17 protein-coding genes and 1 pseudogene are annotated in these 20,366 nt (G+C 69.1%); 15 read left to right on the top strand and 3 right to left on the bottom strand.

Features of this window, described 5'->3' with window-relative positions; translation table 11 throughout:
- Position 1: 1 nt before the first annotated feature.
- The gene (locus tag BST11_RS00560) at positions 2-2,386 is read right to left on the bottom strand and encodes a lysylphosphatidylglycerol synthase transmembrane domain-containing protein (RefSeq protein ID WP_083136082.1); all 2,385 of its coding nucleotides are present in this window, start codon (positions 2,384-2,386) and stop codon (positions 2-4) included.
- Between the two features lie 122 nt (positions 2,387-2,508).
- On the opposite strand from BST11_RS00560, the gene BST11_RS00555 reads away from it, so the two are divergent.
- The 11 genes from BST11_RS00555 to BST11_RS00505 all read left to right on the top strand — a co-directional run bounded on the left by BST11_RS00555 (position 2,509) and on the right by BST11_RS00505 (position 14,903).
- Entirely contained in the window at positions 2,509-3,468 is a 960-nt protein-coding gene (locus tag BST11_RS00555; RefSeq protein ID WP_083136081.1) for an SAM-dependent methyltransferase, read from the top strand.
- Entirely contained in the window at positions 3,465-4,418 is a 954-nt protein-coding gene (locus tag BST11_RS00550; RefSeq protein ID WP_083136080.1) for a class I SAM-dependent methyltransferase, read from the top strand. Before BST11_RS00555 ends, BST11_RS00550 begins: the two co-directional genes overlap by 4 nt.
- A 79-nt stretch (positions 4,419-4,497) precedes the next feature.
- A complete protein-coding gene (locus BST11_RS00545; RefSeq protein ID WP_083136079.1) occupies positions 4,498-5,217 on the top strand; it encodes a FadR/GntR family transcriptional regulator in 720 nt (239 codons plus the stop codon).
- Positions 5,214-6,011 carry an MlaE family ABC transporter permease gene (locus BST11_RS00540; protein ID WP_067324321.1) on the top strand — a complete coding sequence of 266 codons (798 nt, stop codon included), beginning with the start codon at positions 5,214-5,216 and terminating at the stop codon, positions 6,009-6,011. The genes BST11_RS00545 and BST11_RS00540 overlap by 4 nt, the downstream gene beginning before the upstream one ends.
- A 1-nt stretch (position 6,012) precedes the next feature.
- Positions 6,013-6,891: an ABC transporter permease gene (locus tag BST11_RS00535; protein WP_083136078.1), complete on the top strand. Its 879-nt coding sequence runs from the start codon at positions 6,013-6,015 to the stop codon at positions 6,889-6,891.
- Between the two features lie 13 nt (positions 6,892-6,904).
- The gene (locus tag BST11_RS00530) at positions 6,905-8,119 is read left to right on the top strand and encodes an MCE family protein (RefSeq protein ID WP_083136222.1); all 1,215 of its coding nucleotides are present in this window, start codon (positions 6,905-6,907) and stop codon (positions 8,117-8,119) included.
- A 10-nt stretch (positions 8,120-8,129) separates the two neighbouring features.
- On the top strand, positions 8,130-9,161 hold the full coding sequence (locus BST11_RS00525; RefSeq protein ID WP_083136077.1) for a virulence factor Mce family protein: 1,032 nt from the start codon (positions 8,130-8,132) through the stop codon (positions 9,159-9,161).
- Positions 9,158-10,693 carry a virulence factor Mce family protein gene (locus tag BST11_RS00520; protein ID WP_083136076.1) on the top strand — a complete coding sequence of 512 codons (1,536 nt, stop codon included), beginning with the start codon at positions 9,158-9,160 and terminating at the stop codon, positions 10,691-10,693. Before BST11_RS00525 ends, BST11_RS00520 begins: the two co-directional genes overlap by 4 nt.
- Positions 10,690-12,210 carry a virulence factor Mce family protein gene (locus BST11_RS00515; protein ID WP_083136075.1) on the top strand — a complete coding sequence of 507 codons (1,521 nt, stop codon included), beginning with the start codon at positions 10,690-10,692 and terminating at the stop codon, positions 12,208-12,210. Before BST11_RS00520 ends, BST11_RS00515 begins: the two co-directional genes overlap by 4 nt.
- An 8-nt stretch (positions 12,211-12,218) precedes the next feature.
- A complete protein-coding gene (locus BST11_RS00510; protein WP_083136223.1) occupies positions 12,219-13,352 on the top strand; it encodes a virulence factor Mce family protein in 1,134 nt (377 codons plus the stop codon).
- A 3-nt stretch (positions 13,353-13,355) separates the two neighbouring features.
- Positions 13,356-14,903: an MCE family protein gene (locus BST11_RS00505; protein WP_083136074.1), complete on the top strand. Its 1,548-nt coding sequence runs from the start codon at positions 13,356-13,358 to the stop codon at positions 14,901-14,903.
- A 2-nt stretch (positions 14,904-14,905) separates the two neighbouring features.
- Here BST11_RS00505 and BST11_RS00500 read toward each other — a convergent pair whose 3' ends face one another.
- Positions 14,906-15,637 carry a TVP38/TMEM64 family protein gene (locus BST11_RS00500; protein ID WP_083136073.1) on the bottom strand — a complete coding sequence of 244 codons (732 nt, stop codon included), beginning with the start codon at positions 15,635-15,637 and terminating at the stop codon, positions 14,906-14,908.
- Positions 15,638-15,746: 109 nt separating this feature from the next.
- On the opposite strand from BST11_RS00500, the gene BST11_RS00495 reads away from it, so the two are divergent.
- Positions 15,747-16,520, top strand: coding sequence for a hypothetical protein (locus tag BST11_RS00495; protein ID WP_244897419.1), 774 nt, complete (start codon positions 15,747-15,749; stop codon positions 16,518-16,520).
- A 30-nt stretch (positions 16,521-16,550) separates the two neighbouring features.
- Here BST11_RS00495 and BST11_RS00490 read toward each other — a convergent pair.
- A pseudogene (locus BST11_RS00490) lies at positions 16,551-18,503 on the bottom strand (SEC-C metal-binding domain-containing protein); the annotation flags it as partial.
- Between the two features lie 164 nt (positions 18,504-18,667).
- Here BST11_RS00490 and BST11_RS28310 point away from each other — a divergent pair.
- Genes BST11_RS28310 through BST11_RS00475 form a run of 3 tightly spaced genes read left to right on the top strand, consistent with a single transcriptional unit; the run spans position 18,668 to position 20,365 of the window.
- Positions 18,668-19,693, top strand: a complete 1,026-nt coding sequence (locus tag BST11_RS28310) for a hypothetical protein (protein ID WP_244897418.1) — start codon at positions 18,668-18,670, stop codon at positions 19,691-19,693.
- Between the two features lie 43 nt (positions 19,694-19,736).
- Positions 19,737-19,964 carry an antitoxin gene (locus tag BST11_RS00480; protein ID WP_083136070.1) on the top strand — a complete coding sequence of 76 codons (228 nt, stop codon included), beginning with the start codon at positions 19,737-19,739 and terminating at the stop codon, positions 19,962-19,964.
- Complete coding sequence (locus tag BST11_RS00475; RefSeq protein WP_083136069.1) at positions 19,961-20,365, top strand: TA system VapC family ribonuclease toxin; 405 nt, start codon at positions 19,961-19,963, stop codon at positions 20,363-20,365. Before BST11_RS00480 ends, BST11_RS00475 begins: the two co-directional genes overlap by 4 nt.
- The last annotated feature ends 1 nt before the right edge of the window (position 20,366 follow it).

The following is a 20,366-nucleotide window of genomic DNA, read 5'->3' as shown; positions in this document are numbered from 1 at the left end:
CTCAGATCATCTCGTTCGCGGTGAGCCACCGCATCACGGGCCAGCCGGCGAAGACGGGCAGCCAGCAGGTGAGTACGCGATACAGCAGCACCGACGGGACGCCGGTGGCCGCGGGAATGCCGAAGGCGGCCAGCCCACCGATGAGTGCCGCCTCGACGGCGCCGATACCGCCGGGCGTCGGGGCCGCCGACGCCAGCGTTCCGCCGACCATCGTCACCACGGTGCACGTGACGAACGTGGCGCCGCCGCCGAAGGCTTCGACGCTGGCCCACAGCGCCAGCGCGGCACCGAGAGTCGTTCCGGCGCAACCGAGTACGATAAGACCCAATCGCTTCGGTTCTTTGGCCAGTACGACCAGGTCACCGGCCACCTCCTTGAGCCTCGGGCGCAGGTCCGTGGCGAGCCAGCGCCGTAGCCGCGGCACGAACAGAAACGTACCGACGATGCCCAGCGCCACGCCCGCGATCAGGTACAGCACCGTGGCATTCGGGACGTAGTGCGAGAGGTCCATCGACGCCCCCGCCACCGTGCTGAACAGGATCAGCAACGTCAGGTGGGCGATCACCTGCACCGACTGTTGTATCGCCACGGCCGCGGTGGCCCGCAGCGCGGGCATGCCCGCCTTCTGCAGATATCGGGTGCTGAGCGCGAGCCCGCCGACGCCGGCCGGGGTGGTGGTGGCCGCAAACGTGTTGGCCACCTGCACGATCGACAACTTCCAGAAGCTCACCGACTCGTCGGCACAGGCCCACAGTGCCGCCGCCGCACCGACATACGTGAGGGCCGACACCGCGAGACCCGCGAGCGCCCACCACCAGTTCGCGGTTCTCAATTGGGCGAAGAAGGTCGGCACGGTGCTGATGAACGGGTACGCGACGTAGACCAGCGCGACCAGCAGCACCAGTTGAATGACCTGCCTGCGGGTGAACCGGGTGATCGTCTCGGTCTTGATCTGATCCGCGCCGGTTTGCCGTTTCACCTCCGCGCGCGCGCCCGAGATCACCGGGCCCGCATCGGCGATCGAGCGCCGGATATGTTTCGGCACGGCGGTTTTGGTGAGCCGACGCGACGCGTTGAGGACGGTGTCCTTGCCGAAGGCGTCGATCGCCGCGCCCACCGCGGACTTCGCGTCGTACAGCGCCGACGTGGTGACGAGAAGTTGCGCGATGTCGGATTGAAGTTGGGTTTCGGTGGCCCCGTATTCGGCGTTGCCGAATCCACCGAACTTCACCGTGCCGCCGTCGACGGTGATCTCGGTGGCGCGCAGGTTACCGTGGGAAATCTGGTGGTCGTTGAGGGCCCGCAGCGATTCCCACGCGCGCTCGACCGGGGTCGTCGTGGCGCAATCGTTCAGCGAAATCCCGCGAACGGGCCTGTGCGCGTACAGCATCCATCCCCGGTCGAGGCTGGCGACGGCGATGATCGACGTGTTGGCCAGACCAATGTCGTCGACGGCGATGGCCATCAGCGCGCGGTGCTCGACGGCGCGGCGCATCGACGTGATCAGGGGCGCGGTCTCCCGCGCCCGCAGCCGGAACTTGCGCCACAGCTGCAGCAGCGCGCCTCCGCTCCGCTGGTGCGGTCCGTACAGCTCGATGACGGCCGATCCGGCATCCGGATCGGGGCCGCCGCACGTCGCCGAGAGGACGAGCGGTCCGCGTCCGGCCGGCCGCTCCACGCGCAATCCCGAGACCACGCATCCCCGTTTGGCCAGCGCGCGCACCGTCCCCTCCAACGGCACCTCGAGGGCCGGGGTGCCGACGACCAGGACGACCAGCGCGCCGACGAACCATCCGACCGCCAGGCCCACCAGGGAGCGCGCCGGGACGATGGCGCTGACGAACAGGTGGATCGGCACGAAGGCCAGCAGCAACGCCCACCACCAATGACGCCAGCGCGCGGGCAGCCAGGGACCCGACACCGTCAGCACCGCCGCGAGCAGTGCGATCCACCGGGGGTCGTCCAGGATCTGGGCCAGCACGGTTTGCGGCCGGTCCGTCAGGTCGAAATGCCACCGCGGCGCCGAGATGCCGTTGCCGCCGATCGACAGCGAGAGGACCGCGAGGACGCCGGCGGCACCGTAGGCGCCGAGCATTTTCCACTGCCGCGCGGCGATCAGACCGATCAGGATCGCGAACGGCAGCGCGAGGATTGCGATGCCGTACACCAGGTAGACCAGGTCGGACTGGGTGGGGCTGAGCACCCCCACGATCTCGGATATCGAGCGCTCCAGCGCGACCCACTGCGGGCGGGTGATCAGCGAACCGGCGATCACGATCGCGAAGAACACCACGGAGGCCGCGAGCCGCAGGATGTCGTTGGTCCGCCGGGTCAACGGTTGCAGCAAATCGCCCGAAACGCTGATGTCGCGCCCGTCAACCCGCATGGCTCAGATCTTTGACGACCGTTCGCGTCCTTGTCGATCCCGGCGGACGGCGCGTGCCACCTGACGCGCGTAGGGTCGGCCAGTGATAGGTAGTTGTGCTAGTCGAATCGGAGGGCACGAGCGTGGCGAGGGCCGACAACGACACCTGGGACATCACCGAGAGTGTGGGCGCCACGGCACTGGGTGTCGCCGCGGCCCGCGCTGCGGAGAGCGAGAGCGAAAACCCGCTGATCAGCGACCCGTTCGCGCGGGTGTTCCTCGACGCCGCGGGCGAGGGCATGTGGACCTGGTTCGCGGCGCCCAACCTGCCCGCGGAGATCGTCGAGGCCGAGCCCGAGCTGCAGCCGCGAATGCGGGGCATGGTCGACTACATGGCCGCGCGGACGTCGTTCTTCGATCAGTTCTTCCTCGATGCGACGCGCGCCGGTGTGGCCCAGGTGGTGATCCTGGCGGCGGGCTTGGACTCGCGGGCGTGGCGGCTGCCCTGGCCGGACGGCACGACGGTGTACGAACTCGACCAGCCCCGCGTGCTGGAATTCAAGTCCGCCACGTTGCGGGAACACGGCGCGCGCCCGACGTGCAACCTGGTGCCCGTCCCGGTCGACCTGCGACACGACTGGCCTGCCGCGTTGCAGGGGGCCGGCTTTGACGCGGAAGCGCCCGGCGCGTGGTCGGCCGAGGGGCTGCTGCCGTTTTTGCCGGCGGTCGCCCACGAGCTGCTGTTCGAGCGCGTTCACGCGCTCGGCGCGGCCGGCAGCCGGATCGCCGTCGAGGCGCCGGGCCCCGACTTCCTCGACGAGGCCGCGATCGCGAGGCGGCGCGCGAACATGCGTCGGATCCGCGACCTGATGGCCAAGCTGGAGCCCGACCGCGATCTGCCCGAGGTTCAGGACCTGTGGTACTTCGAGGAGCGCGAGGATGTCGGCGACTGGTTGCGCCGGCACGGCTGGGACGTGACGGTGACGCCGGCCGAACAGATGATGGCCGACTGCGGCCGGCGACCCCCGCAGAACATCGAAGACGCCGCCCCCTCGACCCTTTTCGTGTCCGCCGGGCGCGGGGCGGGGGTGAGCCCGGAATGAGCGGCGCCAGAAGCGACAACGACAGCTGGGAGATCACCGAGAGCGTGGGCGCGACGGCGTTGGGCGTGGCCTCGGCCCGCGCCGCCGAAACCCGCAGCGCGACCCCCCTGATCGAGGATCCGTTCGCGCAGGTTTTCCTCGACGCCGTCGGCGACGGCGTGTGGAACTGGCATTCCGCCCCGGCGCTGCCGCCCGAGCTGATCGAGGCCGAACCCAGCCTGCCGCTGCAGATGCAGTCGATGGTCGCCTACATGGCTTCGCGGACGGCGTTTTTCGACGAGTTCTTCCTCGAGGCAACCCGATCCGGCATCCGCCAGGCGGTGATCCTGGCCGCGGGCCTGGACGCGCGGGCGTGGCGCCTGCCCTGGCCCGACGGCACCGCCGTCTACGAGCTCGACCAGCCCAGGGTGCTGGAGTTCAAGTTGTCCACGCTGACCGAGCATGGCGCCGAGCCCACCTGCAACCGGGTCGCCGTCCCGGTGGACCTGCGCATGGACTGGCCGGAGTCGTTGCGGCAAGCGGGCTTTGACGTCGACGCGCCCAGCGCCTGGTCGGCCGAGGGGCTGATGCCCTATCTGCCCGCCGCGGCCCAGGAGCTGTTGTTCGCCCGCGTGCAGGAACTCAGCGCGGCCGGCAGCCGGGTCGCCGTCGAGGCGCTGGGACCAAAGTTCCTCGACGCCGACGCGCGCGCCAGGCGCCGCGAGCGCATGGATCGGGTGCGCGCCATCATGGCCAAGGTGGACCCGGGCCGCGAGATCCCCCGGACCGACGAACTGTGGTATTTCGAGGAGCGCGAGGACGTCGGCGACTGGTTCCGCCGCCGTGGCTGGGACGTGACCGTGACGCCGACCGACGAGCTGATGGCCGGCTACGGGCGTAAGGCGCCGCGGGAGGTCGAGGACCAGATTCCGGGGAATCTGTTCGTGGTGGCTCGGCGGGCGGGGAGTTAGCCGCCCACAGCGCCGAAAGAATCGCGACACGCCGGTGGTCTGACCACTTGACTCACGTCACAGCAGCCACACTGGCCACATGGTGGTGCAGCCGGTACATCGATCGGTGCCCGAGAAGGTCTTCGAGCAGATCGCCGCCGACGTGCTCAGCGGGCAGATGCGGCCCGGTGAGGCGTTACCCAGCGAGCGCCGGTTGGCGGAGGCCTTCGGGGTGTCGCGGCCCGCCGTCCGCGAGGGCATCAAGCGGCTTTCGGCGGCCAGCCTGGTCGAGGTGCGCCACGGCGGCGTCACCACCGTGCGAGATTTCCGGCGGCACGGCAGCCTTGACCTGTTGCCCCGGTTGCTCTTTCGCGATGGCGGGCTCGATCCCGCCGTGTTCCGCAGCATCCTCGAGACCCGGCTGCGCATCGGCCCGAAGGTCGCCGAGCTGGCCGCCGAGCGGCACGAACCCGAACTGGCCGAACTGCTCGACGGTTCGCTGCGCCTCCTCGAGGCCGACCAGGACCACCTCGAGTGGCACCGCGACACGCTCGCCTTCTGGGATCACGTGGTGGACGGCACCGGATCGATCGTATTCCGGTTGATGTACAACGCTTTTCGTGCTGCGTATGAGCCGGCGCTGGCCGCGCTGGGCGCTACGATGACCGCCGGGGCCACGCACCGGGACGCGTACCGAAAATTGGCCGCCGCGATTCGCGCCGGCGACCCCGCCGCCGCGAAGCGAGCCGCCCACGACGCCCTCGAGCTCGCCAACGCCGCGCTGATCGGCGCGCTCGACCGCCGCGAGGACCGGCGATGAGCACCGCGACCGTGGTCACCGCCTACCTCCGCGGCCAGATCCAGCCCGGGATCGACGCGATCGGCGGCTTCTTCCGCACCTGCGTGCTCACCGGCAAGGCGCTGTTTCGCCGGCCCTTCCACTGGCGGGAGACGATCGAGCAGGGCTGGTTCATCACCAGCGTCTCCCTGCTGCCGACGCTCGCGGTGGCGATCCCGCTGACCGTGCTCATCATCTTCACGCTGAACATCCTGCTGGCGGAGTTCGGCGCCGCCGACATCTCCGGCGCGGGAGCGGCATTGGGAGCGGTGACGCAGCTGGGGCCGCTGACCACCGTGCTGGTGATCGCCGGCGCCGGCTCGACGGCGATCTGCGCCGATTTGGGCGCGCGCACCATCCGCGAGGAGATCGACGCGCTGGAGGTGCTGGGCATCGACCCGATCCACCGGCTGGTGGTGCCGCGCGTCGTCGCCGCGACCATCGTCGCCACGCTGCTCAACGGCGCGGTCATCACCATCGGTCTCGTCGGTGGGTTCGTGTTCGGGGTTTTCATCCAACACATCTCGGCCGGCGCCTACGTCGGCACCCTCACCCTGGTCACCGGTTTGCCCGAGGTGGTCATCTCGGTGGTCAAGTCCGCCTCGTTCGGCACGATCGCAGGCCTGGTCGGGTGCTATCGCGGCCTGACGACGAAGGGCGGCCCCAAGGGCGTCGGCATCGCCGTCAACGAGACGCTGGTGTTGTGCGTGATCGCGCTGTTCGCGGTCAACGTGGTGCTGACCACGATCGGCGTGCGATTCGGGACGGGGCGCTAGCGTGGCCGCCGCGTCGACGGCCGTCGTACTGCGCGCCCGCTATCCGCGGACGGCCGCAAACCTCGACCGTTACGGCGGCGGTGCGGTCCGAAGGCTTTGGCAGGTCGGGGTTTTCGCCAGGTTCACCCGCACCAGCATCGGGCAGATCGGGTGGGCCCTGCGCCACTACCGCAGGGAGACCCTGCGGCTGATCGCCGAGATCGGCATGGGCACCGGCGCCATGGCCGTCGTCGGCGGCACCGTCGCGATCATCGGCTTCGTGACGTTGTCCGGCGGTTCGCTGATCGCCATCCAGGGCTTCGCGTCGCTGGGCAACATCGGGGTCGAGGCGTTCACCGGATTCTTTGCCGCGCTCGCCAACACGCGGGTGGCCGCGCCCATCGTCGCCGGCGTCACCTTGGCCGCCACCGTCGGCGCCGGGGCGACCGCCCAGCTGGGCGCCATGCGGATCAGCGAGGAGATCGACGCGCTGGAAGTCATGGGCATCAAGTCGATTTCGTTTCTCGTCTCCACCCGCGTCCTGGGCGGGCTCGCGGTGATCGTGCCGCTGTACGCGCTGGCGCTCGACATGGCGTTCACCTCGGGCCAGGTCGTCACGACGGTGTTCTACGGCCAGTCGAACGGCACCTACGAGCACTACTTTCGCACTTTTCTGCGCCCCGAGGACGTGGGCTGGTCGGTGGTGGAGGTCGTCGTGATCGCGGTGGTGGTGATGATCACGCACTGCTATTACGGCTACACCGCCAGCGGCGGCCCGGTGGGAGTCGGCCAGGCGGTCGGTCGATCGATGCGATTCTCGCTGGTCTCGGTTGTGGTGGTCGTCCTGCTGGCCCAGTTGGCGCTCTATGGCGTCGACCCGAACTTCAACCTCACGGTGTAGCGGCATGACTGCCATGACCATACCCGTGACGCGGAAAAGCCGACGCGCGTGGGTCTACGTCGAGGGCGTGGTCCTGCTGTTGGTCTGCGGTCTGGTTCTTGCGTTGGTGTACCGGCAATTTCGGGGCGACTTCACGCCCAAGACACAGCTGACCATGGTGGCTTCGCGGGCGGGCCTGGTGATGGAGCCGGGCTCGAAGGTCACCTACAACGGCGTGGAGATCGGTCGGGTGGCCGCCATCTCGGAGATGGAGCGCGACGGCAGGCCGGCGGCCAAGCTGGCGTTGGACGTCAACCCGCGCTATGTCGACCTGATTCCGGCCAACGTGGTGGCCAACATCGAGGCGGCCACGCTGTTCGGCAACAAGTACGTGTCGCTGACCTCGCCGGAAAACCCGGCGCCGCGGCGCATCTCGCCGAGTGACGTGATCGACGTGCGGTCGGTGACCACCGAATTCAACACCCTGTTCGAGACGGTCACGTCGTTGGCCGAGAAGGTGGACCCGGTCGAGCTGAACGCGACGCTGTCCGCGCTGGCGCAGGCGCTCGGGGGTCTGGGCCGCAAGTTCGGGGAGTCGATCGTCAACGGGAATGAGATTCTCGCGCAGCTGAACCCGCGGATGCCCCAGATCAGGTACGACGTCCGGCGGTTGGCGGACCTGGCCGACGTCTACAGCAAGGCCTCGCCGGATCTGTGGGAGTTCCTGCGCAACGCGCTGACCACCGCGCGCACGTTGACCAGGCAGCAGGGCGACCTGGATGCCGCGCTGTTGGCGGCGGTGGGCGTGGGGCGCACCGGTGAAGACCTCTTCGCCCGGGCGGGACCGTACCTCTCGCGCGGGGCCGCCGATCTGGTTCCCACCGCTGAGCTCCTCGACACCTACAGCCCCGAACTGTTCTGCATGATCCGCAACTTCGACGAGGCCGCGCCCAAGGTCGCGAACGCCGTTGGCGGCAACGGCTATTCGCTCGCGGGCTTCGGAACGGTCGCGGGATCGCCCAACCCGTACGTGTATCCGGACAACCTGCCGCGGGTGAACGCCCACGGTGGGCCCGGCGGTCGGCCGGGCTGCTGGCAGACCATCACCCGCGAACTGTGGCCGGCGCCGTATCTGGTGATGGACACCGGGGCCAGCCTCGCGCCCTACAACCACCTCGAGCTCGGCCAGCCGATGTTCACCGAATACGTGTGGGGACGCCAATACGGGGAGAACACGATCAACCCATGACGAGGAATCCATGAAAGGCACTGGCACAGCGGTCAAACTCGGCGTCTTCTGGTCGGTGCTCTTGCTGTTCACCGTGATGATCATCGTCGTGTTCGGGCAGGTGCGATTCGACCGCACCACCGGGTATTCGGCCGTGTTCGCCGACGTGAGCGGGCTCCGGGCCGGGCAGTTCGTCCGGGCCTCCGGGGTGGAGGTCGGCAAGGTCGCCAAGGTGACGCTGACCGACGGGGACAGGCGGGTGGTGGTGGACTTCAACGTGGATCGCTCGCTGTCGCTGGACCGGGCGACCACCGCGTCGATCCGCTACCTCAACCTGATCGGCGATCGCTACCTGGAGCTCAAGCGCGGCGACAGCGGTCGGCGGCTGCCGCCGGGTGGCACGATCCCGCTCGAGCACACCCAGCCGGCGCTGGATCTCGACGCGCTGATCGGGGGGTTCCGCCCGCTGTTCAAGGCGCTGGACCCGAACAAGGTGAACAGCATCGCCCAGTCGATCATCACGGTGTTCCAGGGTCAGGGTGCCACCATCAACGACATCCTCGACCAGACGGCGTCATTGACCGCGACGCTGGCCGGGCGCGACCGGGCGATCGGCGAGGTCATCAACAACCTGAACACGGTGCTGGCCACCGCGGTCAAGCATCAAAAGGAGTTCGACAGAACCGTCGACAACCTCGAGCTGCTGATCACCGGGCTGAAGAACCGGGCGGATCCGCTGGCCGCGGCGGTGGCACACCTGAGCAACGCCGCGGGAACCCTGGCCGACCTGCTCGCGGAGGACCGGCCGCTGCTGCACGGCACCGTCGGATACCTCGAGGGCATCCAGCAGCCGCTCATCGACGACCTGCCGACCCTGGACGGAGTGCTGGCCAAGTTGCCGGAGGCCTACCGCATCATCGGTCGCGCCGGCGGGACCTACGGCGACTTCTTCAACTTCTACCTGTGTGATCTCTTGGTGAAGGTCAACGGATTACAGCCCGGCGGCCCGGTGCGCACGATCAGGCTCTTCCAGCAGCCCACGGGGAGGTGCACGCCGCAATGAGAAGCCTGACGGAATTCAACCGCGGCCGCGTCGGGCTGATGGGCGCGGTGGTCACGCTGCTCGTCGTCGGCGTCGGGCAAAGCTTCACCAGTGTCCCGATGCTGTTCGCCACGCCCACCTACTACGCCCAATTCGCCGACACGGGGGGCATCAGCCCCGGCGACAAAGTGGAAATTGCCGGGGTGAACGTCGGCCTGGTGCGCTCGCTGGAGATCCGCGGCGACAAGGTCCTGGTCGGATTCACGTTGGCGGGCCGGACGATCGGGGTCCGCAGCCGGGCGGCGATTCGCACCGACACCGTCCTCGGGCGCAAGAACATGGCGATCGAACCGCGAGGTACGGAGCCGTTGCGGCCCAACGGGATTCTCCCCGCGGGACAAAACACCACGCCATATCAGATCTACGACGCGTTCGTCGATGTCACGAAGGCGGCGACCGACTGGAACATTGACGTCGTCAAACGATCGCTGAAAGTGTTGTCGGAGACCTTCGATCAGACCGCCCCGCATCTGAATGCGGCCCTCGACGGCGTCGCCAAGTTCTCCGACACCGTCGGCAAACGCGACGAGCAGATCAAGCAACTGCTCGCCAACGCCGGCAAGATCTCGCGCGTGCTCGGCGACCGGAGCCAACAGTTCAATGGATTGCTGGTCAACGCCGAGACCCTGCTTTCGGCGTTCCGGGAACGCAGCCAGGCGCTGAGCATTCTGCTGAGCAACGTGTCCGCGGTGTCGACGCACGTGTCGGGCCTGATCGGGGAGAACCCCAACTTCCACCACGTGCTGCAGGAGTTGGGCACGGTCAGCGACGAGCTGGTCAAGCGCAAGAACGAGTTGGCCGACGTGCTGGTGCTGCTGAGCAGGTACACCGCTTCGCTGGCGGAGGCCGTGGGCTCCGGACCCTATTTCAAGGCGATCGTGGCGAATCTGGTGCCCTATCAGGTACTTCAGCCGTGGGTGGACGCGGCGTTCAAAAAGCGGGGCATCGACCCGGAGGACTTCTGGCGCAGCGCCGGCCTGCCGGCGTTCCGCTGGCCGGATCCCAACGGCGTTCGGTTCCCCAACGGCGCGCCGCCGCCCGCGCCGCCCGCGCTGGAGGGCACCCCGGATCATCCGGGGCCCGCCGTCCCGCCGGGCTCGCCGTGTTCCTACACCCCGGCCGCGGACAGCCCGCCGCGTCCCGCAAACCCGTTGCCGTGCGCGCTTTCCGGCCAGGGACCGTTCGGCGCGGTCCCGGGCGGCTTTCCCGCGCCGCTGGATGTACAGGAGTCACCGCCCAACCCCGACGGGCTGCCGCCCGCGCCCGGCGTGCCGAGCGCCGGCCGTCCCGGCGATGCGCCGCCCGACGTTCCCGGCACCCCGGTGCCGCTGCCGGCGCACGCGCCCCCGGGCGCACGCACGGAACGACCGGGCCCGGCCGGCGGCGGCCCGCCGCCAGCGGGACCGGCTCCGGGTCTCGCGCCGCCGGGGCCGGGCCCGCAGCTGCCGGCGCCCTTCATCACGCCGGGCGGGACCGGAGGTAGCAGCCAATGAGCACCATCTTCGACATCCGCAGCCTTCGGCTGCCCAAAGTGTCCGGCAAGGCAATGGTTCTCGGGGCGCTGGTGGCGGTGTTGGCCGTCCTCGCGGTCGTGATCGGTTCGCACCTCTATCGGAAACTGACCACCACCACCGTGGTCGCGTATTTTTCAGAGACCCTGGCGCTGTACCCGGGGGACAAGGTTCAGATCATGGGAGTGCGGGTCGGTTCGATCGACAAGATCGAGCCGGCCGGCGACCAGATGCGGGTCACGTTCCACTACGACAACACGTTCAAGGTGCCCGCCAATGCCACGGCGTCGATCCTCAATCCCAGCCTGGTCGCTTCGCGCACCATCCAGCTGTCGCCGCCCTACAACGGCGGGCCGGTGCTCAAGGACGGCGCGGTGATCCCAATCGAGCACACCCAGGTGCCCGTCGAATGGGATCAGCTGCGCGACTCCATCAACGGGATCCTGCGGCAGCTCGGTCCCACCCAAGCGCAGCCGAAGGGGCCGTTCGGCGACATTCTCGAGTCGGCCGCGGACAACCTGGCCGGCAAGGGCAAGCGGCTCAACGACACCCTGAACAGCTTGTCGCAGGCGCTGACCGCGCTGAACGAGGGCCGGGGGGACTTCGTCGCGATCACGCGCAGCCTGGCGCAGTTCGTCACCGCGCTGTACCAGAACGACCGGCAGTTCGTCGCGCTCAACGGCGACCTGGCCGAATTCACCGGCTGGTTCACCAAGTCCGACCGTGAGCTGGGCGACACGATCAAGCGGATCGACGAGGTGGTCGCGACCGTCCGAAAGTTCGTGGGCGACAACAGATCCGTGCTGGCGCACGATGTCAACAACCTCGCCGACGTGACCACCACGATCCTGCAGCCCGAGCCGCGGGACGGCCTGGAGACCGCGTTGCACGTGCTGCCCACGTATGCGAGCAACTTCAACAACCTCTACCACCCGCTGCAGGGCTCGCTGTCGGGGTTGTTCGCGTTCCCGAACTTCGCCAACCCGATGCAGTTCATCTGCAGCGCCATCCAGGCGGGCAGCCGGCTGGGCTACCAGGACTCGGCCGAGTTGTGCGCGCAGTACCTGGCGCCGGTCCTGGACGCCATCAAGTTCAATTTCTTCCCGGCCGGCATCAACCTGTTCAGTTCGGCGGCGGCACTGCCCAAGGAGGTGGCCTACTCCGAGGACAGGCTGCGCCCGCCGCCCGGGTACAAGGACACCACCGTCCCGGGGATCTTCTCGCGGGACACCCCGTTCTCGCACCGCAACTCCGAGCCGGGCTGGATCGTCGCACCCGGGATGCAGGGCGAGCAGGTCCAGCCGTTCACGGCCAACATGTTGACTCCGGATTCGCTGGCCGAGCTCATGGGCGGACCCGACGTCGCGCCCCCGCCGCCGGGGACCACCCTGCCCGGGCCGCCGAACGCCTACGACGAAACCAATCCCCTGCCGCCGCCGTGGTATCCGCAACCCGCGCCGCCACCGGGGCCGGCCGCACAACCGGGGCCGGGGCGGTGAAAGCCACGATGGTTGGCGCATGCCGCCGCGCACTGGTGTTCCTGTTGACGGCGTTCGTGGTGACGTCGTGCACCTGGCGCGGCATCGCCAACGTGCCGCTGCCCATCGGCCGGGGTTCGGGCCCGGATCGCCTGACCGTCTACGTGCAGATGCAGGATACGTTGGCGCTCAACACCAACAGCCGGGTGCGCGTCGCCGACGTGTGGGTCGGCACCGTGCGCGCCATCGCCCTCAAGGACTGGGTCGCGACCCTGACGCTGGACCTCGATCCGGCCGTGCGACTGCCGGCGAATGCGACCGCCAAGATCGGCCAGACCAGCCTGCTGGGCACCCAGCACGTCGAGCTGGCCGCGCCGCCGGACCCGTCGCCGCATCCACTGCGCAGCGGCGACACCATCCCGCTGACCAACTCGTCGGCGTATCCGACCGTCGAACGGACGCTGGCCAGTGTCGCGGTGATCCTGAACGGCGGCGGCATCCCGAACCTCGACCTGATCCAGACCGAGGTCATCAACATCCTCGACGGCCACGTCGACCAGGTGCGCGAATTCCTCGGCAAGATAGATACTTTCGTCGCCGAGCTGAACCGCCAACGCGACGACCTCACCCGCGCCATCGACTCGAGCAACCAACTGCTGACGATCTTCGCGGACAACAACGACACGCTGGACCGGGTGCTCACCGACATCCCGCCGCTGATCCAGCACTTCGCCGACACCCGCAATCTGTTCGCCGACGCCACCGAATCCCTGGGCCGGTTCAGCGACGCGGCAAACCGGGCGCTGGTGGATACCCGGCCGAACCTGCACCGCAGCCTGCAGGCGCTGCAGCGACCGCTGCGGGAACTCGCCCGGGCGGCGCCGTACGTGGTCGGCTCGCTGAAGTTGGGCCTCACCGCGCCGTTCAACATCGACTACGTGTCGAAGGTGATCCGCGGCGACTACGTCAACGTGTCGGGGGCACTGGATTTGACGCTGTCCACCATGGACAACACGCTGCTGAGCGGGACGGGATTCTCCGGGGCGCTGCGGGCGCTCGAGCAGTCGTGGGGGCGGGACCCGGGCACCATGCTGCCGGACGTGCGCTACACGCCGAACCCGAACGACGCGCCCGGGGGACCGCTGGTGGAAAGGGGCGAGTGAAAGATGTTGACCCGCCTCATCAAAACGCAGCTGGCGCTGTTGACGGCGGTGGCGCTGGCCGCGGTGGTGGTGCTGGTCTGGTACTACCTGCAGATACCCAGCCTGGTCGGCATCGGCCGCTACACGCTTTATGCCGAGCTGCCGCAGTCCGGGGGCCTGTACCGAACGGCCAACGTCACCTACCGGGGCGTCACGATCGGGAAGGTCACCAACGTCGAACCGACCCGGCGCGGCGCGCGGGCGACGTTGAGCATCGACGACGGCTACCAGATCCCCGCCGACGCGTCGGCCAACGTGCACTCGGTCTCGGCCGTCGGCGAGCAGTACATCGACCTGGTATCGACGAGCAAGCACGGCCCGTACCTGCGCGACGGGCACACCATCACCAAGAGCACGGTCCCCAGCCAGATCGGCCCGGCGCTCGACGCCGCCAACCACGGGCTGGAGGTGTTGCCCAAGGGCAAGGTCGCGTCGCTGCTCTACGAGACCTCACAGGCGGTGGGCGGGCTCGGACCCGCCCTGAAGCGCCTGGTCGACAGCGCTCAGGCGATCGCGCATGACTTCCGGGGCAGCCTCGACGACGTCGACGACATCATCGCGCGTGCGGCGCCCATCGTCGACAGCCAGGTCGATTCCGCTGACACGATCGGGCGTTGGGCCGCCAACCTGAATACGTTAACCGCGCAGACCGCGCAGCAGGATCAGGCGGTGCGCGGCATTCTGGCCAATGCGGCGCCGACCGCCGAGCAGGTCAACGCCGCGTTCGCCGACGTGCGGGACGCGCTGCCGCAGACGCTGGCCAACCTCGAGGTCGTGATCGACATGCTCAAGCGCTACCACAACGGCGTCGAGCAGGCGCTGGTGTTCCTGCCGCAGGGCGGTGCGATCGCCCAGTCGGTGACGTCGGCCTCCCCCGGGATGGCGGCGCTCGGCATCGGCGCCACGGCCCTCAACCAGCCGCCGCCGTGCCTGACGGGCTTCCTGCCGGCGTCGGAATGGCGGTCACCGGCGGACACCAGCACCGCGCCGCTGCCGTCGGGCACCTACTGCAAGATCCCCATGGACGCAACCACTGTCGTGCGGGGGGCCCGCAACTACCCCTGCGTCGACGTGCCCGGCAAGCGGGCGGCCACTCCGCGGGAGTGCCGCAGCAAGGAGCCCTATGTGCCGGCGGGCACCAACCCGTGGTACGGCGATCCCAACCAGGTCCTCACCTGCCCGGCGCCTAGCGCGCGTTGTGACCAGCCGGTGAAGCCGGGCATGGTGATCCCCGCGCCGTCGGTCGACAACGGCCTCAACCCGCTGCCCGCCGATCGCTTGCCGGGGACCCCACCGCCGGTCAGCGACCCGTTGCAGCGGCCGGGGTCGGGCACGGTCCGGTGCAACGGCCAGCAGCCGAACCCGTGCGTCTACATCCCGAGCGTGGCGACGTCGATCTACGACGTGCAGAGCGGCAAGGTCGTGGGCCCCGACGGTGTGGTGTATTCCGTTGAGAACTCGCGGAATATCGGCGACGAGGGGTGGAAGGACATGCTGACGCCGGCGAGGTGAGCTCAGCGCGGGCGATCGGTGCCATCCTCGTCGGCACCGCGGCCCCCCGTGCTGCGGGTGTGCGCGCGCCAGATTCGGTAGCCGTGGCGCGCGGCGAACGCGCCGACGACGGCGGTCACGCACCACACCGCTATCGCCGCGTACGCCAGCGCCGACGACGGATTCCCGATCGAGGCGCCGAGCGAGGTGTAGGCGAACGCGCGCGGCACCGAACCGATGAAGGAGCCAACGGCCATCTGCCACAACGGAACTCCGAACGCCCCGAACGCATAGGAGGCGAGCGCATCGGAGATGCCCGGGACGAAGCGCTGACCGACGACGGCCCACAGCCCGCGTCGTTCGATGAGCGCGTCGATGCGGTCGGCACGGTGGTTCCCCAGCAGCGCCCGTGCGCTGTCCCGGCCGGCGCGGCGGCCGACGAGGCCGGCGACGATCGCGGTGCCCACCGCCGCGCCAAGCGTCACCACGATGCCCACGGCGGGGCCGAACAGCACCCCGCTGCCCGCGGCCAGGATCGAGCCGGGCACGAACAGCGCGCCGAGCCCGACCGACACAACGGCGTAGGTCAGCGGCGCGGCGGGACCGGTGGCCGACACCGCGCGCCGCACCGCCTCGACGTCGACCACGCGCATGACGGCCACCAGAACGTACAGCGCCAAGAGGAAACCGGCGAACACGGCGAGCCGCGCGATGTGGCGGCGTCGGGAGGTTGGCGGGGCGTCATCGTCGGCCATGCTGCCCGCGATTCTGCCCCACCCGCGCCGGCGCAGGTCAACGAGACCTGTCGGTGCCCCGCGTTAGCGTGGGGAACCTATTGAACCCCAGGTTGATCGGGAGGTATCCGTGGCGCATCTTCCAGGGCACTTGCCGGCGAAATGCCGGGTCATCCTGCTCGGTGACCACGACACGGTGCTGGGGCACCGCGACGACCTGTCGGCACTGGCGGCGCGGTACGCGTGCACCGTCGCCGAGGCCTTTTCGTTCGCCCCTGGGGAGGCGGTGTCGCATGACGACCTCACCGAGATGCCCGCGGTCGTCTCGGCGCTGGCCCGTGCGATCGCGGGTCGCATGCACATCTGGGCGCCGTTCGCCGGCCCGGATCTCGGGCGTGAGCAACACTGGCGGCGACTGAGCCTCGTGTTGCAGCGCCACGGGCTCAACCTGCGGGTCGGTCGGGAGCTCGAGCCGTGCCCCGTCGCCGGCGCGTACAGCGAGGTCGACTTGGCGCTGCGGCGGGAAGTCCAGGCCGTCGACGAGCTCGACAGCGCGGCGCTCGCTGCCGCGGGGGCCGAAAGTCTCAGCCGTGACATCGAACTCGCGCTGGCCGCCGCCGCGGGGGCCGCGCCCGTGGGGCCGGCGGAGCGACGCACGCCGACGGGCGCCGGTGTCCGCACCGAAGGCGTGATGCCGCCGCCGCTCCCGGCGCCGACCGCGCCGTGGGCGCAGCGGCAGCCGGAGCTCAAGCGCTACGTGCGTTGGCTGGTTGACGGCTGCGGCGTCACGCACGTGGCGACCGCGCGGGTGCTCAACTCGGCCGGACAGCGCACCCAGAAGGGCCGCCCGTGGCGCCCCACGACCGTGTCGGCGCTGCTCAATGGAACGGGAGGAAGCCGATGAAATAAACCTGCGCGCAAATCAATTCGACCGCGCTAGTCGGCGGCTCAGCAGCGCCACCAACTCCACCGGGTCGGGTCGCGTGTCGAGCAGCTCGACCAGCGCGTCGCGCTCCTGCGCCGCGACGGGTTCCACGCCGCCGAGAAACTGCATGCTGTCCCCGGCCGGGACCACGCGCGCGCACACCAGCTGCCCCGGCTGCAACCGATGGCTGGCCGTGCGCTCCCGCAGCTCGTGCGTTTCGCCGGTGCGTAGGTCGCGCACGGTGACGCCCTGCCCACGCTCGACTTCCTCGACCTTGAACACCGAGCGATCCGTGGCGGCCCACTGCTCCGCCAGCCGGCGCTCGTCGTCGGGCAGCAGCGACCCGCGAACCTCGAGGAACTCCGCGAACGCGCCGCCCTCGAACAGCACCGTGTCCAGCACCAGCGGATCACCCATCGCCTCGTCCAGCGCGTCGGGATCGTCGGCGAGGCCGTGACGGCACCGCTCCCAGGCGACCTCTTCCACCAGGGCGTCCCACCCGTCCAGCAGCGCGTGGTGGCAGGCTTTCTTGTACAACCAGCCGACCCGCGCGGCCAGCGGCAGCTGCTCCCTTCCGAGGTGGCACTTCTTGTACTTGCGGCCAGATCCGCACCAGCATGGCTCATTTCGGCCGAGGTCAGAGCGCGGCTGCGCCCGGTACCGCTCCAGCAACTCCACCAGCGGATTGTCCGGATCGGCATCGGCGCGGCGCAGCAGCGCCAGGCCGTGCTCGGCGTCGCCGCGGTCGGAGGCGAAGCGGGCCAGGGCCATCAGGACCAGCGGCCAGTCCGGATCCATCGACTCCGCCGCCAGCAGCTCGCGTTCGGCCGCCGCGATGTCGCCGATCCGCTCCAGCGCCACCGCGTGCAGCCAGCGACACGCGACTCGCGCCGCGCGCGGCACCTTCGGCTCGAGGATCTCGGCGAACAGGCCCAGCACGGCCGCCCCTCGGGGGTCATTGTCGAGCGTCTCGGTCAACAGCAGCTCGGCGACCAGGGGGTCGGCGAGAGCGGCCCCGGCCTCGGCGACCAGATCGGCGAACTCCCGGTCTTCCAGCTCCGGGGTGTCCCCGAGCGCTTCCGTCGAGACGTCCTCGAGCCCGTCGTCCGCCCCGGCGATGGCCTCCATGATCGCCGATACCTGCTCGTAGAGTTTGACCAGCGTGTAAAGCGGTACCGCGTCCTCGCGGTCGAGCTCGTGCCGGGCGGCCAGCGCTTCGCACCCAACGTCGAAATGCCAACTGTCAAAATCGAATTCGGCGGTTGCCAGGTTGATACCGTCATACGCCAGACCGATCTCATCGACGATCTCACCGATGGGCGCCAGCGGCTCGGTGAAGACCGTGGGGTGCTCGACGCATGTGGTCCATACCGCAGCGGCGACGTCGAGCGGCTCGGCGGCAGCGACAGTAGCGGCCAGCCGCTCGCCCGCGACGCCATCGGCGAGCGTCGTCACCCGCTCGGCCACCAGCCCCCGGTCGGTGATCCGCACCCCGACCAGGTCACCCTCGGCCACCCCCAACGCCGCCAGCGTGCCGGGCGCGAGGAGCAGGGCCCCCACCGGGTCGGCCAGCTCGTCGGCAATGCCGCGCTCGTCCAGCAGCTCGTCGTCGTAGTCCGGCATCGCCACCCGCGCCGGTGATCCGTCGGTGAACCGCCCGTACTCCTCGTGCTCGCACAGCGAGACGATCGGGGCCAGGTCCGGAGTCACCGCCAGCACGTCCCGGGCCATCTCATCGGCGCTGATCCGGTGCGTGAACACCCGCCCGGCCAGCAGCGTCGGCAGCCACACCCAGCGACCGTCGGCCAATTGCGCCACCGGCCAATTGATTTCGTCGATATTGGCGTCCGGTTCGGCCACGCCGCTGTCGCGCAAGTGTCGCGCGAAATCGTCCGAGTGCAGCGGACCGTGTTCGGTCAGGATTGCCGCAACTGTCTGCACCGGGTCGAACGCTTCCGCCACGAGGGACCACCCTATGCCTCGGTTCGCCGAGATGCGAGTAGGTCACAGCTTTGTCGCTGCTAGGCGGGCAAATAGGTTGACCGTCTGTGGACAGAGATTGCTGTGCCAAACGTGATGCTGCGAAGGTGTCGGACCTCTGCAGGATGCTGGGCGTAGTAGACACGATGCTCGAAATCGCGTCAGTACGAATGGGGGCCGACATGGGCAACAGGGCAAACTACGTGATCGTGAAAGACCAGGATTGGCAGTTGTATTACGCGCATTGGGCGGGCTGCCGCTTACTCGATGCGCTGATCGGTGGGCCGGAACTCGCGCTGCGATACGCGCAATCGCTGCGGCCCTGCGCCAAGGGCGAGTGGACCGATCCGCTGTGGGCAGACGGCGGTGTGGTGGTGGACCTCGACCGCGGGCGGCTGTTGTTCTTCGGCGACGAGCTGATGGTGTCGATGGCCGAACGCCGAGCCATGATGGCTGTGCTCGCGGACGTGTGGCCCGGCTACGCGATCGGCTGGGCGTATGACGGCACCGTGGAACTGGCGGGATATGTGGGAGCCGAGGTGCGGCCCGATACCTCGGACATGCGGCCGCCGATTGAGCTTGCACGAAACCGAAACACGTTGTGCCATCTCGTTTCCGTTGCCGACGACACGGGCATAGTCCGGACATGGCCGCTGCGGTGGGACGTCAGCCCGGCGTGGCACGGGCCCGCGTTGATCGACAAGCTCCCCGGCCGTGGCGTCCGACGCTTGACGCTCGGCATGATCCCCTTGGGGGGCGTCCATATCGATTTGCGCCGAAAGACGGTGGGAGCGTGGCAAACCGCGGACACCACCGGCGTCTTTCGAGCCCTGCCGGGCCTGTGGAGCGGGTGGCAACTGGACTGCTGGGAGGATCGATTCGAGGAGCAGGCGCTTCGATGCCAGGGTGCTCTGCGGCTTCCCGAGTTGGACTTGGCCGCGGGTGCCGGCAGCGCGCGGGCGTGGATCCGCCGCCGGGTGTTTCAGAGTTTCGATGACAGCCCGGCGGGCCAGGTCGCCAAAATCGCCGGGTGGCTGGCGCCGATCGAGCCCGGTCTCGTGGTGAGCGACGATGCCCTCGCCGGTGAGGGAGTTCGTCCCACCAGGCCGGAGTGGGTTCGCTTTGTCGCCGCATGCGAGGCCCTGCGGACAGGCCACGCCGCATCCGCGTGACTTAGCATCAGCGCATCGTGATGCGCTGATGCTAAGATCGGGTATGCGTACGACGATCGACCTTCCGGAGGATCTCCACAGGCAGGCGCTGGCGATCGCCCGGGACACCCACCGCACGCTGAGCGAAACGGTCGCCGACCTCATGCGCCGCGGCCTCAAAAGCGAGGGCGCCGGCGCCCCCGCCCGAGACCCGAAGACGGGCCTGCCGCTGGTGAGCGTCGGGACCGTCGTGACCTCGGAAGACGTGCGGGCACTGGAGGATGATTGGTGACGGCGCTGCTTGACGCCAACGTGCTCATCGCGGCGATCGTCACCGAGCATGTGCATCATGAGTCCGCCGTCGAATGGCTGTCGGCATCGGGCGCCGGGTTTGCGACCTGCCCGATCACACAGGGAAGCCTTGTCCGATTCCTGGTGCGCAAAGGTCATTCGGCGGCGGGTGCGCGAGACGTGGTCAGCCTGATCGAAAGCGCGGCTGGCCACGAGTTCTGGCCTGACGACATCTCGTTCGCCGACGTCGAGATCGGAGGGGTGGTCGGGCACCGACAGGTAACAGATGCCTACCTTGCTCACCTGGCCCGAAGTCGCAAAGCGCAGTTGGCAACCTTCGATAGCGGCCTGGCGCACCTGCACCGCGATGTCGCGGTGCTCATTCCCACGGCGTTCGATTAGC

The organism is Mycobacterium alsense (assembly GCF_002086635.1).
Lineage (GTDB): Bacteria > Actinomycetota > Actinomycetes > Mycobacteriales > Mycobacteriaceae > Mycobacterium > Mycobacterium alsense.
Note: the sequence above shows the minus strand (reverse complement) of the source record. Positions and strands in the feature narration are given on the sequence as shown.